Annotated in this window: 19 protein-coding genes; 9 read left to right on the top strand and 10 right to left on the bottom strand. The window is 73.0% G+C overall.

The features are described from left to right. The first annotated feature begins 77 nt into the window (after nt 1-77). Nucleotides 78-1,160 (top strand): magnesium and cobalt transport protein CorA, encoded by a 1,083-nt coding sequence (locus ACIQWR_RS14740; protein ID WP_404009336.1) that lies wholly within the window; start codon nt 78-80, stop codon nt 1,158-1,160. On the opposite strand, the gene ACIQWR_RS14735 is transcribed toward ACIQWR_RS14740, so the two are convergent. The 6 genes from ACIQWR_RS14735 to ACIQWR_RS14710 all read right to left on the bottom strand — a co-directional run bounded on the left by ACIQWR_RS14735 (nt 1,082) and on the right by ACIQWR_RS14710 (nt 4,181). Next, the gene (locus ACIQWR_RS14735) at nt 1,082-2,593 is read right to left on the bottom strand and encodes a glycosyltransferase 87 family protein (protein WP_404008598.1); all 1,512 of its coding nucleotides are present in this window, start codon (nt 2,591-2,593) and stop codon (nt 1,082-1,084) included. The two genes, ACIQWR_RS14740 and ACIQWR_RS14735, sit on opposite strands and share 79 nt — an antisense overlap. 140 nt (nt 2,594-2,733) lie before the next feature. Next, a complete protein-coding gene (locus tag ACIQWR_RS14730) occupies nt 2,734-2,862 on the bottom strand; it encodes a hypothetical protein (protein WP_404008596.1) in 129 nt (42 codons plus the stop codon). Beyond that, nucleotides 2,859-3,347 carry a hypothetical protein gene (locus ACIQWR_RS14725; protein WP_404008593.1) on the bottom strand — a complete coding sequence of 163 codons (489 nt, stop codon included), beginning with the start codon at nt 3,345-3,347 and terminating at the stop codon, nt 2,859-2,861. Before ACIQWR_RS14725 ends, ACIQWR_RS14730 begins: the two co-directional genes overlap by 4 nt. Before the next feature lie 110 nt (nt 3,348-3,457). Then, a complete protein-coding gene (locus ACIQWR_RS14720) occupies nt 3,458-3,787 on the bottom strand; it encodes a hypothetical protein (protein ID WP_404008590.1) in 330 nt (109 codons plus the stop codon). After that, nucleotides 3,784-3,954, bottom strand: coding sequence for a hypothetical protein (locus tag ACIQWR_RS14715; protein WP_404008587.1), 171 nt, complete (start codon nt 3,952-3,954; stop codon nt 3,784-3,786). Before ACIQWR_RS14715 ends, ACIQWR_RS14720 begins: the two co-directional genes overlap by 4 nt. Continuing rightward, complete coding sequence (locus tag ACIQWR_RS14710; protein WP_404008584.1) at nt 3,951-4,181, bottom strand: hypothetical protein; 231 nt, start codon at nt 4,179-4,181, stop codon at nt 3,951-3,953. The genes ACIQWR_RS14715 and ACIQWR_RS14710 overlap by 4 nt, the downstream gene beginning before the upstream one ends. 74 nt (nt 4,182-4,255) lie before the next feature. Between ACIQWR_RS14710 and ACIQWR_RS14705 the strand changes: the two genes are divergently transcribed. From ACIQWR_RS14705 to ACIQWR_RS14680, 6 genes are all read left to right on the top strand, one after another. After that, nucleotides 4,256-5,569, top strand: a complete 1,314-nt coding sequence (locus ACIQWR_RS14705; RefSeq protein WP_404008582.1) for a helix-turn-helix domain-containing protein — start codon at nt 4,256-4,258, stop codon at nt 5,567-5,569. Between the two features lie 13 nt (nt 5,570-5,582). Next, nucleotides 5,583-6,056 carry a hypothetical protein gene (locus ACIQWR_RS14700; protein ID WP_404008579.1) on the top strand — a complete coding sequence of 158 codons (474 nt, stop codon included), beginning with the start codon at nt 5,583-5,585 and terminating at the stop codon, nt 6,054-6,056. A 136-nt stretch (nt 6,057-6,192) separates the two neighbouring features. Beyond that, a complete protein-coding gene (locus tag ACIQWR_RS14695) occupies nt 6,193-7,353 on the top strand; it encodes a molybdopterin-dependent oxidoreductase (protein ID WP_404008576.1) in 1,161 nt (386 codons plus the stop codon). Next, nucleotides 7,353-7,862, top strand: coding sequence for a hypothetical protein (locus ACIQWR_RS14690; protein WP_404008574.1), 510 nt, complete (start codon nt 7,353-7,355; stop codon nt 7,860-7,862). Before ACIQWR_RS14695 ends, ACIQWR_RS14690 begins: the two co-directional genes overlap by 1 nt. Before the next feature lie 65 nt (nt 7,863-7,927). Next, on the top strand, nt 7,928-9,007 hold the full coding sequence (locus tag ACIQWR_RS14685) for a dihydrodipicolinate reductase (RefSeq protein ID WP_404008572.1): 1,080 nt from the start codon (nt 7,928-7,930) through the stop codon (nt 9,005-9,007). A gap of 65 nt (nt 9,008-9,072) precedes the next feature. Then, nucleotides 9,073-9,552, top strand: a complete 480-nt coding sequence (locus ACIQWR_RS14680; RefSeq protein WP_354380993.1) for a carboxymuconolactone decarboxylase family protein — start codon at nt 9,073-9,075, stop codon at nt 9,550-9,552. A 126-nt stretch (nt 9,553-9,678) separates the two neighbouring features. Here the strand turns inward: ACIQWR_RS14680 and ACIQWR_RS14675 are convergent, their stop codons facing one another. The 4 genes from ACIQWR_RS14675 to ACIQWR_RS14660 form a co-directional block, all read right to left on the bottom strand. Then, entirely contained in the window at nt 9,679-11,331 is a 1,653-nt protein-coding gene (locus tag ACIQWR_RS14675; RefSeq protein ID WP_404009332.1) for a GMC oxidoreductase, read from the bottom strand. 87 nt (nt 11,332-11,418) lie between these two features. Next, complete coding sequence (locus tag ACIQWR_RS14670) at nt 11,419-12,141, bottom strand: class I SAM-dependent DNA methyltransferase (protein WP_404008570.1); 723 nt, start codon at nt 12,139-12,141, stop codon at nt 11,419-11,421. Next, nucleotides 12,138-12,800, bottom strand: a complete 663-nt coding sequence (locus ACIQWR_RS14665; protein ID WP_404008567.1) for a DUF2064 domain-containing protein — start codon at nt 12,798-12,800, stop codon at nt 12,138-12,140. The genes ACIQWR_RS14670 and ACIQWR_RS14665 overlap by 4 nt, the downstream gene beginning before the upstream one ends. Beyond that, a complete protein-coding gene (locus tag ACIQWR_RS14660; RefSeq protein ID WP_404008564.1) occupies nt 12,797-13,582 on the bottom strand; it encodes a glycosyltransferase family 2 protein in 786 nt (261 codons plus the stop codon). The genes ACIQWR_RS14665 and ACIQWR_RS14660 overlap by 4 nt, the downstream gene beginning before the upstream one ends. A 123-nt stretch (nt 13,583-13,705) precedes the next feature. On the opposite strand from ACIQWR_RS14660, the gene ACIQWR_RS14655 reads away from it, so the two are divergent. Together ACIQWR_RS14655 and ACIQWR_RS14650 are read left to right on the top strand one after the other, a co-directional pair. Beyond that, the gene (locus ACIQWR_RS14655) at nt 13,706-14,434 is read left to right on the top strand and encodes a response regulator transcription factor (RefSeq protein WP_404008562.1); all 729 of its coding nucleotides are present in this window, start codon (nt 13,706-13,708) and stop codon (nt 14,432-14,434) included. Beyond that, the gene (locus tag ACIQWR_RS14650; protein ID WP_404008560.1) at nt 14,431-15,561 is read left to right on the top strand and encodes a sensor histidine kinase; all 1,131 of its coding nucleotides are present in this window, start codon (nt 14,431-14,433) and stop codon (nt 15,559-15,561) included. Before ACIQWR_RS14655 ends, ACIQWR_RS14650 begins: the two co-directional genes overlap by 4 nt. Nucleotides 15,562-15,611 lie beyond the last annotated feature (50 nt).

The raw sequence follows: 15,611 nt of genomic DNA, 5'->3' as shown, positions 1-15,611 counted from the left end.
AGAGGGCTGGTCGGCGGGTGCGACCGCTGATGCGACACTGTCTGGCGATCCGCCGAAGAGGAGTACCTACCGTGTCGATGTTCAGCAGCCTGCGCAAGGCCGTGCGCCGTGGCTACCGGCGCGCCGTGGACCTCAGCCACCCGGCCAGGTCCCCGCTCGGGACCGCGGTGGTGAACTGCGTGGTCTACCGGGGCGGCGTGCGCCAGGAGGACTGCGCCGACGCCGAGGAGGCGCTGCGCCGGGTCCGCAAGAACGGCGACGGGTTCGTGTGGATCGGCCTGCACGAGCCGGACCAGCAGGAACTCGTCGGCCTCGCCGCGCTCTTCGACCTGCACCCGCTCGCCGTCGAGGACGCCGTCCACGCCCACCAGCGGCCCAAGGTGCAGCGGTACGACGACACGCTCTTCGCCGTCCTCAAGACGGTCCGCTACGTCGAGCACGAGCGGCTGACCGAGACCAGCGAGGTGGTCGACACGGGCGAGCTGATGGCCTTCGTCGGCGCCGACTTCGTGATCACCGTGCGGCACGGCGGCCACGGCTCCCTCGGCCCGTTGCGCGAGGCCCTGGAACGCGACCCCGACCAGCTGGCGCTGGGCCCGGCGACCGTGCTGCACGCCATGGTGGACCACGTGGTCGAGGACTACCTCTGCGTCACCGATTCGGTCCAGAGCGACATCGACTCCGTCGAGAGCACGGTGTTCAGCGACCACAGCGGGCGCGGCGACGCCGGCCGGATCTACCAGCTCAAGCGCGAACTGCTGGAACTGCGCCGGGCGGTGGCCCCGTTGGACCGGCCGCTGCACCGCCTCGGCACCGAGCCGATGCCCGCCGTCCCGGCCGAGGTCCGCCCGTACTTCCGCGACGCCGCCGACAACCTGGTCCGGACCACCGACCAGATCGCCTCCTACGAGGCCCTGCTCGACTCGATCCTCCAGGCCCACCTGGCCCAGGTGACCGTCGCCCAGAACGAGGACATGCGCAAGATCACGGCGTGGGCGGCGATCGTCGCCGTGCCCACCATGGTCTGCGGGATCTACGGCATGAACTTCGACCACATGCCGGAGCTGCACTGGACGTACGGCTACCCGGCGGTCCTGCTGCTCATGGCCGTGTCCTGCTTCGTCATCCACCGGGGCTTCCGCCGCAACGGCTGGCTCTGACCCCCGGCCCGCCACCGCACCGCCGTGACCACCAGGGCCGTGGCCGCGGCCAGGGCGTAGGAAACGGTCGGGGTGTCGGGGCCCAGGGCCGCGGGGGAGGAGGCGACGTACGACGCCGCGCCCGCCAGGGCGGTCGGCAGCCATTCCCAGCGGCCGTCCAGGGCCACGAGGGCGATCAGCAGCAGCGCGTACCAGGAGTACCCCGGGGTGAGCAGGAGGAACGCCGTGCCCGTCAGGAGCAGCGAGCCGTGCCAGGGGCGGGCCGGGTCGCCCCGGCGCCAGACGTGGACGGCGACCGCGAGCAGCACGACGGCCACCGCGGGCAGCGACCAGGAGTCCGGGAGGACCAGCCGCAGCAGGGCGTAGCGCCCCTTGGCGGCGGGATCGTCGTAACCCTCCTCCCGGGCGTAGCCGCCCAGGTAGCCGAAGACGGAGGAGCTGGAGGTCAGGACGTACGGCAGGTACGTCAGCGCCACCACCGCGGCGGCGGGGAGCAGCAGGGCCGCCGCGTCGCGCGGGCGGCGTACGCCGGCCAGCGCGCCCGGCAGCAGCACGGCGGGCAGCATCTTCGCCGCCACGGCCAGGCCGAACAGGGCTCCGCCCAGCGCCCGGCGGCGGGTGACCAGGCCCAGGGCGGCCACCGACAGGAGCACCGCGAGGACGTCGACGTGCGCGTTGTTCACCGCCTCGACGGGGACCGCCGGGCACCAGGCCCAGTAGGCGGCGCGGCGCGGGTCCGCGCCCCGCCGGCGCAGGATCAGCAGCAGGAAGGCGGTCACGGCGACGGACAGCAGGGCCCCGCCCACCTGGAGGGCCTTGTGGTGCACGCCCGACGGGGACAGAGCGTGCACGAGCAGGAAGTAGCCCTCCGCCACCGGTGGGTAAATGGTGTGTACCCGGGGCCTGTTGATGCGCGTGCACACCCCGTCGGAGACCGCCGCCCGGTCCGGCCCGGCGCACGCGGCGGCGCCCTGCGGGAACAGCCAGTCGTCGCGCAGCCGCAGGAGCGCGGGATCGGCCGGGGCGTGGTCGTAGGGGGAGGTGCCGGTGGCCTGCACCCGGCCGTCCCAGGCGTACCGGAAGGAGTCGGTACTGGTGCGCGGCGGCGCGACCAGCCCGGTGGCGGCCACGGCGACCGCGCCGGCCAGCACCAGCGGGACCACGTACCGGACGGGCGCCGCGCGCAGCGCCGCCACGGCCACCGCGAAGAGCGCCCACGCGGCGGCGTACCACCAGGTCAGGGCGGCCTGGTCGGTGAAGAAGCCGTCCTTGCGGACGGCGCCCACCAGCGTCGCCACGAGCGCGACCAGGAGCGCGGCGGGGAGGCCGATGCGCAGGGCGGTGCGGAAGGCGGTGGGCACGGCGTGCGGCCGGGCTGGTCGCCGGGCGGGTCGCAGTGGCTCGCGGACGGTGGAGGCGCGGGGGCTGAGCATGCGGCCAGCCTGACAGCGGGGGAGGCCGGGGCGGGGGTCGGCGGGCGGGGCGTCCGCGTTTCGTAAGGTGTCGGAGGCCGGTGTCAGCCGCTCACCAGGGAGCAGCCCCAGTCGGCTGAGAGCCGGCTGGGGCTTTTGAATCAGGACTTGTCGGTCTCAGGCACGAGGAACCCACGCAGTGGCTGCGGTCCCCGCCGGTCCGGTTGCTCCGGCTGCTCGCGCAGCCGCTCGACGATGTCCGCGTACCGGGGGTCGATCCATTCGGTCATGCGCGGAGCCTACCCATCTGGCCCTTGGGCTTCGGGATGATGACGATGGGCCCCTCGGACGAGTGCTGGCAGTCGGCAGCCACGGAGATCAGGGTGTCCGTCGGCCCGTGCCACAGGTCCACGTGCACTTCGTAGCCGAGGGCCTCGATGGCGGCGATGGAGCGGTGCCGGGCGCCCTCGCTCCGGTGCTCGGGGTCCGGGCGCTCCGGGACGTGGTGGATGAACTGGCCGAGGCTCACGGCGAGCTGCTGGTAGAGCGACGTGTGGAGGATCAGCGCGTGCCATCCCTCGTCCACCACGCGGGACGGAACGAGGGGGACCGGGGAGACGGTGGCCGCTGCGAGGAACGCGAGCGCGTCGACCAGGATGTCGGCCGCGAGATCCGGTTTCATCCCGGGGTTGTTTCCGAGGATGGTCGCGCGGACGTCGTTGAACTGCGCGTCGCTGAGCAGCGCGCGGGCGGACCGCTGGGCGAGGTGAGACATGGTTCTCCTTCGGTTGCGTGCGGGATGGTGCGGTCAGCGGGTGCCGATCACGATCACGGCGAGGATGCCGAGGGCGATCACGACGTACAGGGCCTGGCGCGGCCACTCGTTCACCGGGCGTGTTCCCGTCGTGCGCGGCGGCGGGCCTGGTGTCGGTCCTCTTCGAGGAGGAGGTCGCGGGTGGCCGCGGCGAGGGCCGCCGCCTTCGGCCAGCCCTCGTCGAGCCGGACCGCGGCGTCCCATGCCGCGATCGCCCGCACGGCCTCGGGGGTGCGGAGGCCCTGGGCCTGGAAGTGGAAGCACTTCACGCCGTGGGCGACGAGGCCGCCGTCGTTGAGGAAGTACGCGGTCCAGTCCGCGGCGACCGCGCCCTCGGGCTGCTCCTCGACGTGGCCGAGTACGTAGGCGATGCCCTGACGGAGCCGTCCCTCGCGGGTCACCGCTCGTCCGTACGCAACGGCCTGCACGACGGGTCGCGGATGTCGTGCGTCCAGCTGGTGGGCCGGGCTCCGGACGCCGAGTGCGGGGTGAACTGGTGGCCGCCGGCCTTGATGGGGCGGTCGCAGAAGGCGCAGATCCTGCCGACGGCCGTCACCGGTGTGCTCACGCCCGCTCCAGGGTGCCCGGGGCCGCGGTGAACTCCAGGCCGTCCGTGCCGTGGATGTAGGCGGTGAGGGTGTGCACCGGCCGCCCGGCGACCGTGCTGGCGAATTGGCGGAGCACGGCCATCAGCTGCCCCGTGCGCTCGGAACGAGGGTCGCGCACCTGCCTGTTCAAGAGCGGATGATCGATGTGGTCGAACGCCTCTTCGCCTGCGGTTTCAAGGACTTCCACGGTGATGCTCCCTGCCGTCGTCAGCGCGTTGTGAGATCAGTCAATGACGCGCGGCCGATGTGGGACCATCTCCGATGCAGCATGCGAATACCGGTATGCGCACAGCGGGTAACGGCAAATGCGGGTACCGGTCGACACGCGAGATTGGGTCGACGTTGAGCATTTCGCCAGCGGTGAGAGAAGCGTCCCGCGCGAAGAACTACGGCAAGGTCATCGAGCTGGTGCGCAAGAGCGCGCGAATGACGCAGACCCAGCTGGGGCAGGCGTGCGGGCTGTCGCAGTCCGCTGTTTCGCGGTTAGAGAAGCGAGGCCACAGGGCATACGCGACAGACGTACTGGCGCTGATGGCAACGCATCTGAGCCTCCCTGCCTCGTTGTTGGGTCTCGCGGATGCTGTGGCACGAGATGGGTACGAGCACGTGGACCGGAGACAGTTCATGGGAGGGACTGCGGCAGCAGCTGCCGCGCCGATCCTCTCCGCGCTGCCCGATCCGGGCGAGGGTACGGGGCAGGCGGCGACCCTACGCCTGGGTACTGCGTCGTACCGGCGCCTGGATGCGTCGACCCCGTCGCGTGAACTGACCGAAGTGGTCCAAGCCCACCTCCGGCTCGTCCAGACCGTGAGCCGGGCGACTGGTGACGACCGTCAGCGGGCCAGGCTGGCGGCCGTCGCAAGCGAGGCCGCGAGTCTGGTGGGTTGGTTGTCATGGGACATGGGCGATCACGGATCGGCGCGCAGCTGGTATGCCTCGGCCGTGAGGGCGGCCCGGGCCGCGGGCGAACCGCTGCTGGCCGCCTACCAGGCCGGCAGCATGGCCCAGTTCGAGGCGGACGCCGGTAACGGGGATCAGGCACTGGCCTGGACGAGCAAGGCGCGCACGTACCTGGCCGCGGGTGGACCCCTGATCGCGGACGCATGGCTCCTCTCCGTGGAAGCAGTGGCGCATGCTGCGGTCGGGAACGAGCGCGCGACCGACAAGGCCTTGACCGCGAGTCGGACGAGCGTCTCCCGGCTGCGCGCAGAGGATCCGGCGCCCTGGCCGTGGGTGTTCCACTTCAGCGAAGCCAAGGTCGCCGCAGCCCGGGTGAACTGCGGAGCCAGGCTCGGGCTGTCCGGTTGGGTGCTGGACGCGGACACCACGGTGCTGGCCACCGGGCACGCCAAGCAGCGCGCTCTGCTGCTCCTGGACATCGCAGCCGGGCATCTGGCTGCCGGGCGTGTGGAGGCGGCCTTCGCGCTCGCTTCCCGGGCGCTCGACGCGGGCGTCCAGTACCGTTCGGGACGGATCGTGGACCGTGCCCGCGCGGTTCGACGGTCGTACCGAACTGCGTCGCCGCCCAAGGTCGTGCGTGAATTCGACGAGCGGCTGCACGACGTCCACCTGTAGGGGAAGGCACACCATGCGCGTGGGGATCACAGGCCATCGGGGATTGGACGCCACCGTGGAGCAGCAGGTGCGCGACCTTCTCCAGGCTGCGGTGCGCAACACGGAGGACGCCGATCTGGTGGGAGTCTCCTGCATCGCAGACGGTCCCGACAGCTGGTTCGCGGAGTACATCGTCGAGCACGGCGGCCGCTTGGAAGTCGTGCTCCCCGCCGAGGAATACCGTGAAGGTCTGCCCGAGGGACACTGGCCGGTGTACGACCGGCTGATGGCACAGGCGTCCGAGGTCCACCGGACCGGCATGGTGACATCCGACTCTGCGGCGCACATGGCCGGCAGCGAGATCCTCGTCGGCTTGGTGGACGAGCTGCTGGCCGTGTGGGACGGGCAGCCCGCTCGCGGGTTCGGCGGGACGGCGGATGTGGTCTCGTACTCCGAGCGAACGGGTGTGCCGGTACGGGTGCTCTGGCCGGAGGGAGCGCAGCGGTAGCCGCGCCGAACGGATCAGGTCGACGCGTTCAGGGCGGCGACGAAATCCACCGCCAGTAGCCCGGCGGGCCGGGCGTCCGCGTTTCGTAAGGTGTCGAAAGCCCCGTGCGGCGGTCTCGGCCGCTGTGATGGGAGGCATGACCGCACCGACCCGGCGCCGGCTCCTCCCGGCCCGTCCGCGACCGCCCTCCTTCTCCGGCCGACTGCACGACGCCCGCACCGCCACCGCCGTCGGGCGGTGGTTGGGCGCGGCCTTCGCCGTCTGCTTCGTGACCGGGCTGATCAGCCACTACCTCCAGCACCCACCGCCCTGGGCGGCGGGTGCGCTGCCGAGCCGTCCGGTGTGGGGGTACCGGGTCAGCCAGGGGCTGCACGTGGGCACCGGGATCGCGGCGATCGTGCTGCTGCTCGTCAAACTGTGGGCGGTCTACCCGCGGTTGTTCGTCTGGCCGCCGGTGCGTTCGGTGCGGCACGCGCTGGAGCGGCTCTCGGTGGCGCTGCTCGTCGCCTCCGCCGTCTTCGAGGTCTTCAGCGGGCTGCTCAACATCGCCGAGTGGTACCCCTGGCCGTTCTCCTTCGTGCCGGTGCACTTCGCCGTCGCCTGGGTGGCCGCCGGCTCGATCCTGCTGCACATCGCCGTCAAGGCGCCCGAGATCAGGGCCCATTGGGGGCGTCGCTCGCCCGGCACCCTCGCACTGCCCGCGCAGGACGGCCCCGACCGGCGCACGCTGATGCTCGGGCTCGGCGCGGCGGTCGGCGCGGTCACCCTGACCACGGTGGGGCAGTCCGTCACCCCGCTCGCGCGCCTGGACCTGCTAGCCCCCCGGCACCCCGGGCACGGGCCGCAGGGGCTGCCGGTCAACCGCACGGCGGCGGCCGCCGGAGTGGGGGAGGCGGCGCTGCGGGACTGGCGGCTGGAGGTGCTCGGGCCCCTCCCCTACAGCCTGACGCGCGCCCAACTCCTGGCCCTGCCACAGGTCGAGGCCCGGCTGCCGATCGCCTGCGTCGAGGGCTGGAGCGTGGAGGCGCTCTGGGGCGGCGTGCGGATCCGGGACCTGTTGGACCGGGCCGGGGCCCCGCCCGGCGCCGCCGTACGGGTCACCTCGCTGGAGACGGGCGGGGCGTACCGGGTCATGGAGATGGGACGGACGTACGCCCGGGACCCGCTGACCCTGCTGGCCCTGACCCTGGGCGGGGAGCCGCTCTCGCCCGATCACGGCTTCCCGGCCCGGATCATCGCGCCGAACCGGCCCGGTGTGCTCCAGACCAAGTGGGTCGCCCGGTTGGAGGTGCTGTGATGCCCCGGAACGCGCCGCGGTACCTGCTCGGCGGGGTCGGGCTGCTGCTCGTCGCCGTCGGGGTCCGGCAGGTCCTCGCACTGCCCGATCCCTGGGACGTGCTGGTCTGGCTCGGCGGCGGGCTCGTCCTGCACGACGCGGTCATCGCCCCGCTGGTCCTCGCGGTCGGGCTGCTCCTGGCCGCCGGGGCCCGGGCCGCGCGCTGGCCCGCCGGCGCGCGGGGGCTCGTACGCGGGGCCCTGCTGACCGGGGGAGCGCTCGTCCTCGTCACCCTGCCGCTGCTGTTGCGCCCCGGCGCGCCGCCCAATCCGTCGGCGCTGCCGCTGCCGTACGGGCGCAACCTGCTGATCGTGCTCGGCGCGGTGGTGCTCCTCGCTGCTGCCGCTCTGGCGGTCATGGTCGCCGTGGGCCGCGCACGGGGGAGCGGATCGACCTCCCCGCGCACGAAGGCGACGGCGCGGCGCAAGGAAGCGACACCGCCGCGGGAGGACACGACACCCCAAGACTGAATCCGGTTCTAGTTTTCGGGGTCGTGGCACTAGGAACCTGCAGGCCCGCTCGCTACCCTCCGCGCATGATTTCCACGGTTGTCTGGGGTACCGGCAACGTCGGCCGCGCGGCCATCCGTGCCGTCGAGGCCCACCCGGCCCTCAAGCTCGCCGCAGTACTCGTCCACAACCCCGACAAGGTCGGCCGCGACGCGGGCGAACTCGCCGGACTCACCTACGCGTTGGGCGTCCCGGCGACCGACGACACCGCGTCGGTCCTGGCCGCCGGGCACCGGGCCGTCGTCTACGCGGCCTCCGGCGACGTCCGCCCCGACGAGGCGCTCGACGACATCGTCCGGGCGGTCCGCTCGGGCGCGGTCGTCGTCAGCCCCGCCCTCTACCCGCTGTACGACCACCGCAGCGCCCCGCCCGAGTTCCGCGACCCGGTGCTCGCCGCGATCGCCGAGGGCGGCGGCTCGCTCTTCGCCTCGGGCGTCGATCCCGGCTGGGGCAACGACGTACTGCCCCTGCTGATCAGCGGACTCGGCTCCACGGTCGACGTGATCCGCTGCCAGGAGATATTCGACTACTCCACCTACGACCAGCCGGACTCGGTCCGCCACCTCATCGGCATGGGCCACCCCATGGACTACGAGCCGATGATGCTCATGCCGTCGATCCCCACCATGGTGTGGGGCGGGCAGATCCGCATGATGGCCCGCGCGCTCGGCGTCGAACTCGACGAGATCCGCGAGACCTCCGAGCGCCGTGCGCTCGACGAGACCGTACGGACCGCCACGATGGGGGAGTTCGAGGCGGGCACCCAGGGCGCCATCCGCTTCGAGGTGCAGGGGATCGTCGAGGGCGAAGCCCGCATCGTCATCGAGCACGTGACCCGGATCCACGCGTCCTGCGCCCCGGACTGGCCCACGCCCCCCGACGGCTCCGGAGCCCACCGCGTGGTCATCGAGGGCCGCCCGCGCATCGAGGTCACGATCGAATGCACCGACGAGGGCGACAACCGCTCGGCGGGCGGCAACGCCACCGCCGTGGGACGGCTGGTGGGGGCCATCGACTGGCTCGCGGCCGCCGAACCCGGCCTCTACGACGCGCTCGACGTGCCGCTGCGCCCGGCAGTCGGCAAACTCGGAAGGAAGCAACCATGACCGCCACGGACGCCACCAACGCAACGGATTCCACCACTGATTCCACCACGGAGTCCATGACCGGCCTGCACATCGACATCCCCGCGGGCCAGCACCCGATCGAGTACGTCTGGGGCGACATGGTCCCCGGCATCGGCATGGCCGCCGCGAACTTCTCGCTCTCGGTCTACGCCCACACGACCCTGGGGCTGCGGGAGTTCGAGGCGGCCCGGCTGCGCGTGGCGCAGATCAACGGGTGCGTCTTCTGCCTCGACTGGCGGACCGACCGGGACGGCGAGAAGGTCGAGGACGCGTTCCCGGACGCGGTCGCCGAGTGGCGCACGACGGACGCCTTCGACGAGCGGACCCGGCTGGCCGCCGAGTACGCGGAGCGCTACACCCTCGACCACCACGGCCTCGACGAGGAGTTCTGGGTCCGGATGAAGGCGCGGTACACCCAGGTCGAGATCGTGGAGCTGAGCATGAGCATCGGTTCGTGGCTGGCCTTCGGCCGGCTCAACCACGTGCTCGGGCTCGACAGCGTCTGCATGCTGCCCGGTCAGTGACGTGGGAGCGGCAGCGGAAGCCGGACCGGCCGTGACGCGGAAGCCGAACCGAGCGTGACGCGCAAGAGGTGCGGGGCCGACCGGTGGCGTCCGGTCGGCCCCGCACCCCTTTCGCGTCCGCCCAGGTCACAGGTCGGTGGCGATGATCTTCTCGATGTTGCGCTCGGCGAGCGCGGTGATCGTCACGAACGGGTTGACGCTGGTGTTGCCGGGGATCAGCGCTCCGTCGATGACGTACAGTCCCGGGTGCCCGTGCAGCCGCCCGTAGTTGTCGGTGGCCTTGTTCAGGATGGCCCCGCCGAGCGGGTGGTAGGTGAGGTGGTCGCCCCAGATCTTGTAGGTGCCGAAGAGGTCGGTCCGGTAGATCGTCCCCTCCTTCGAATTGATCTTGTCGAAGATGGTCTTGGCCATGTCGATGGCCGGCTGCTTCCAGGCCGTCTGCCAGTCCAGGTCCACGTTCCCGGTGCCCGCGTTGTACGTGAACCGCGCGCGGTTGGGGTTCTTGGTGATGGACAGGTAGAAGGAGGCGTAGGTCTCGATGCCCGTCGGCAGCGGCGCCACCTCGGCGAAGGCCCCGCCCGCGGCCCAGTTGTCGATGCCGCCGCAGGGGATGGTGGCCTGGAGCTTCCCGGTCGGGTCCCACAGGTGGTTGGCGCGGCCGCACATGACGTTGCCGTTGTCGCCCCAGCCCTTGCCTATCTCGTCGTTGAGGTTCGGCAGCAGGCCGGTGGCCTTGAGCTTGACGAGCAGCTTGCTGGTGCCGACGCTGCCCGCGGCGAAGAAGACCTTGTCCGCGGTCACGCTCTTCGTGGCGACGGTGTCGCCGGTGGTGTTGAGCTGCTGCATGACGACCGTGTAGCCGCCACCGGCCGAGGGGGAGACGGTGGTGACCTTGTGGAGCGGCGTGATGGAGACCTTGCCGGTGGCCTTGGCGGCCGCGATGTAGGTCTTCTGGAGCGACTTCTTGCCGTTGTTGTTGCCGTAGAGGATCTCCCCGTCCAGCGCCGACTTGGTGGCGGTCCCGGCCGCCTCCTTCTTCATGTAGTCCCAGTCGTACACGTCGGGCACGAAGACGTAGGGGAAGTTGGAGCGCTGGGCGTGCTTGCGGCCGACCCGGGCGAACTGGTAGCAGTCCACCGTGTCGAACCAGGCCGGGTCGATCAGACCCACGCCGAGACCGGCGTTGGCGCGCGGGTAGTAGGTGTTGTACATCTCGTCGGCGTCCACGGACGGGAGCACGGCGCCGAAGTTCTCGCGCTTGGGCGTGACCGCCATGCCGCCGTTGACCAGCGAACCGCCGCCGACGCCGCGGCCCTGGTAGACCGTGATCCCCCCGAAGTCCTCGGCGTCCAGGATGCCGGTGTACTTGGGGATGTCCTTGTCGATGGGGAACCCGAGGAAGTAGTTCAGCGGCGCCTTGGTCCTGGTGCGCAGCCAGTACGAACGCTGGTCCGGGTTGAGCGTGTTGCAGAAGATCTTGCCGTCCGGCCCGGGGGTGTCCCAGGCCATGCCCATCTCGATCATCTGTACGTCGACGCCCGCTTGGGCGAGCCGCAGCGCGGCGACGGAGCCGCCGTAGCCGGTGCCGATCACCAGGACGGGGACGTGGGCCCCGTCGGTGATCGGCGCGGCGGAGACCGTCGCGGCGGCGGTGTGGGACGCGGCGCCGCGCACCTGGGCCGCGTTGGCTCGACCGGCTACGGCCATCGCCCCTAGAATAGAACCTGTTCCTGCGATGAATCCACGGCGGGAAAAGCCCTTGGATCCCTTATCGGGCATGGCGGAATCGCTCATGTGATCTTCCTCACTCTCGGCGGAGTGAGAACAAGTTCTACTGTCGCTTGCGTGAAGAGTCACTAGATACGTCTAAGTAACTTGCGGTCGATGGAACCCCTGGAGCCCCGGCCGGAGCCGCACGAAGGTCCGGCCGTCGGCCGTCCACCGCTCCGCCGCGACCCAGCCCGTCGCCCGGGCGTGCGCGTCCAGCGCCGCGGCGCCGACCCGGGCCCACGGGAACGGCGCGCCGACCGCGCCCCGCCCGTCGTCGACCCGCACCACGTACCGCTCGTCGAGCGCGTCCGACACCGGCCCGGCGCCCGCCGCGCACTCGACGATCAGCGCGCCACCGGGCGCGGTCACCCGGGCGAGGCGCCCCAGCAGCGCGGCCGGATCGCCGCCGATGCCGATGTTCCCGTCGATGAGCAGCGCCGTGTCCCAACGACCCTCCCCGGGCAGCGGATCGAAGACCGAGCGGTGCAGCGCCGCCCCGCCCGAGCGGTTCGTCCGCGCCACCGCCTCCGGGCTCACGTCGATGCCCAGCGCCCGGTGGCCCCGCGCGGCGAGCGCCGCGACGAGCCGGCCCGGCCCGCAGCCGATGTCCAGGGCCGAGCCGCGACAGCGGTCCAGCACCGTCCGGTCCGCCGGATCGGGGCCCTCGCACCAGCGCTCCACGTCCAGCGGCAGCAGCCAGCCGTCCCCGCGCCGCAGGAAGAGCGGGCCGCGGCCGCTGCGCAGGGCGCGGGTATAGGGGTCCGCGGTCCAGGTGGCCGCCGGGGCGGCGGCTGCCCGCGCGGTGTCGACGGCGCTCACCGGCGCACCGCCGGGGCCGGCGCGGGCGAGGTCAGCCCCGCGTGCACGGCCGCGAACCGGCCCCGCGGCGCCGCGGCCGCCACCAGCCGGGCGTCCTCGGCGTCGTCCACGTCGCGCAGCCGGGGCAGCCGTCCCACCCGCAGCCCGGCCGCGCGCAGCCGCTCGTACTGCGCGGCGCCCGTCGCGGGAACGGACATCGGGACGCCGCGCAGCAGCCGCGGATCAGGCACGGCCAGCCCGAGGGCCCAGAAGCCGCCGTCGACCGCGGGTCCGAACCACGCGTCGTACGTCGCCCAGGCCCGCGGACCGCTCGCGCGGGCCAGCAGCTCCGGCGTGACCTGGGGCGTGTCCATGCCGATCAGCAGCGCGGGACCGGCGCATCCCGCGAAGGCGGCCGCGAGCCGCTCGTCCAGCGTCCCGGCGCACTGCGCGACCACCTCGAAACCGGACGGCAGCCAGGGCCCCGGCCGCCCGTCCAGCACCAGCACCCGCCGCGCGGCCGGGGTCCTGGCCACGACGTCCAGGGTGTCGGCGAGCGCGGCCTCGGCGAGGGAGGCGGCCCCGGTGGGGCTGAACGGCGGGGTGAGCCGGGTCTTCACCCGCCCCGGCAGCGGCTCCTTGGCGATCACGAGCAGTGTGGTGGCCGTGCGTGCCGTCATCGTGCACCCCCGGCCGGGGCACCCGCGTCGGCGCCCGTGTCGGCGCCGGCCTCGGCGGCCGGTGCGCCGGCCGGAGCGGCGGTGAGCGGCGGCTGCGCCAGGACGCGGCTCATGTCGTGCACCGCCTGCCAGGTGCCCCGCCAGGTCCCGGTCACCTTCGATTTCCCCGCGCGCGTCAGGTACGGCACGTCCACCTCCCGGACCCGCCAGCCCGCGTCGGCCGCCCGGACCACCATCTGCAACGGGTAGCCGCTGCGCCGGTCGCTCAGCTCCAGAGCGAGCAGGTCCGCCCGCCGCGCGGCCCGCATGGGCCCCAGGTCGCGCAGGTCCAGCCCGGTCCGGCGGCGCAGCAGCCGGGCCAGCGCCAGGTTCCCGGCCCGCGCGTGCAGCGGCCAGGCGCCGCGGCCCGGGCGGCGCCGCCCGAGCACCAGGTCCGCCCCGCCGGCCGCGACGGTGGCGACGAACCCCGCCAACAACCCCGGATCGAGGGAGGCGTCGCAGTCACAGAAGCAGACGACGTCCGCTTCCGCGGCCAGCAGCCCGGCGTGGCAGGCGGCGCCGAAACCGCGCCGGGACTCGGTCACCACCGTCGCGCCCAGCGCGCGGGCGATCCCGGCGCTGCCGTCGGTGGAACCGTTGTCCACGACCAGGGCGCGCCACCCGGCCGGGATGCGGGCGAGGACCCAGGGCAGCGCCTCGGCCTCGTTCAGGCAGGGCAGGACGACGTCGACGGACGGGGGATCCCGGCGCACGGGATCGTGGATTGCTGAGTCTGCTGTCACGCGTTTCACCGTAGGAACGACAGGGCCGGGAAAGGGCCATCGACTCCTTACGAAACGCGGACGTCACCCCGGCCGGGCGCTCCGCCGGTCCCGCCGCCGCACCGCTGGTGGGAGGCTGGGCGCATGAGCATGGAACCCCCGCCCGCGCGGATCCTCGTCGTGGACGACGACCCGACCGTCGCCGAGGTCGTCAGCGGCTACCTGCACCGCGCCGGATACGCCGTCGAGCAGGCCGCGGACGGCCCCGCCGCCCTGGCCCGCGCCGAACGCAACCGGCCCGACCTGGTCGTCCTGGACCTGATGCTGCCCGGGATCGACGGGCTGGAGGTGTGCCGCCGGCTGCGCGCGACAGGTCCCGTACCGGTGATCATGCTGACCGCGCGCGGCGACGAGGACGAACGGATCGCCGGGCTGGAGGTCGGCGCGGACGACTACGTGACCAAGCCCTTCAGCCCCCGCGAACTCGTCCTGCGGGTCACCTCGGTCCTGCGGCGCAGCCGCGCGGCCGAGCGGGAAGCGGCCCCGGCCGCCGCCCCGCCCGTGCTCGCCGGCGCCGGGCTCGCGCTCGATCCGGCGACCCACCGGGCCACGAAGCGCGGGGCCGAGCTGGCGCTGACCCTGCGCGAGTTCGACCTGCTGGCGCACTTCCTGCGCCACCCCGGGCGGGCGATCGGCCGCGAGGACCTGATGCGGGAGGTGTGGGGCTGGGACTTCGGGGACCTGTCCACCGTGACCGTGCACGTACGGCGGCTGCGCGCGAAGATCGAGGACGATCCGGGCAGCCCCCGGCTCATCCAGACCGTCTGGGGCGTCGGGTACCGCTTCGACGCCGGACCGGAGGACACGCTGTGAAGGACTTCCTGCTCATCGCGCTCTTCGCCCTCGGCGGGGCGGCCTGTGCCGGGGTCCTCGGCGCGGCCGTCCTGCGGCTGGTCCGCCACCGCTCGGTGACGGTGTCCCTGGCCGTGGTGGGCGCCGTCACCGTCACCGCGATGCTCGCCGGTACGCTCGCGGTCGCGCAGGCGATGTTCCTGTCCCGGCACGACCTGGGCGTGGTCACCCTCGTCGCGGCGATGGCCGCGGTGGTCTCGCTGGCCACCGCGCTCATACTGGGCCGCTGGGTGGTCGCCCGCAGTCGGGAACTCTCGCTCGCCGCGCGGGACTTCGGGGATGGCGGCAGCTTCGCGGCGCCGCCCGGCCAGGCGACCGCCGAGTTGGCCGGACTCTCGCGCGAGCTGGCGGCGACGAGCGCCAAACTGGCCGCCTCGCGGGAGCGGGAACGGGCGCTGGAGACCTCCCGGCGGGAGCTGGTCGCCTGGATCTCGCACGACCTGCGGACCCCGCTGGCCGGGCTGCGGGCCATGTCGGAGGCGCTGGAGGACGGCATGGCCGTCGACCCGGGGCGCTACCACCGGCAGATCCGCACCGAGGTGGAGCGGCTGAACTCCATGGTCGGCGACCTCTTCGAACTGTCCCGGATCCACGCCGGGGCGCTCAGCCTGACCCCCAGCCGGATGTCGGCCTACGACCTGGTGGGGGACGCGCTGTCGGGGGTGGACCCGCTGGCGCGGGAGCACGGGGTGCGGCTGGTGGGGGAGGCCGTGGAGCGCGTGCCGGTCGAGGTGGACGGCAAGGAGATGACCCGGGTGCTGGCGAACCTGCTGATCAACGCGATCCGGCACACCCCGGCCGACGGGACGGTCGCGGTGGCCGCGGAGCGGCGGGGCGACGGGGTGGTGCTCTCGGTCACCGACGGGTGCGGGGGGATTCCGGCGGAGGACCTGTCGCGGGTCTTCGACACGGGGTGGCGGGGGACGGCGGCGCGGACGCCGCCGGCGGGGGCGGGGCCGGTGCCGCCGGCGGGGGCCGGGTTGGGGTTGGCGATCGTGCGGGGGATCGTGGAGGCGCACTCGGGGCGGACCGAGGTTCGCAATGTGCCGGGGGGGTGTCGGTTCGAGGTGACGTTGCCGGTGCGCTAGCGCTGGCTGTGGTGGGGTCGGTGGGGGCGGCCCCCCCCGGGGCCATCGGG

Origin of the sequence: Streptomyces sp. NPDC098789, from assembly GCF_044759975.1 — a bacterium.
GTDB lineage: Bacteria > Actinomycetota > Actinomycetes > Streptomycetales > Streptomycetaceae > Streptomyces.
This window is presented reverse-complemented; position numbering and strand designations above follow the sequence as displayed.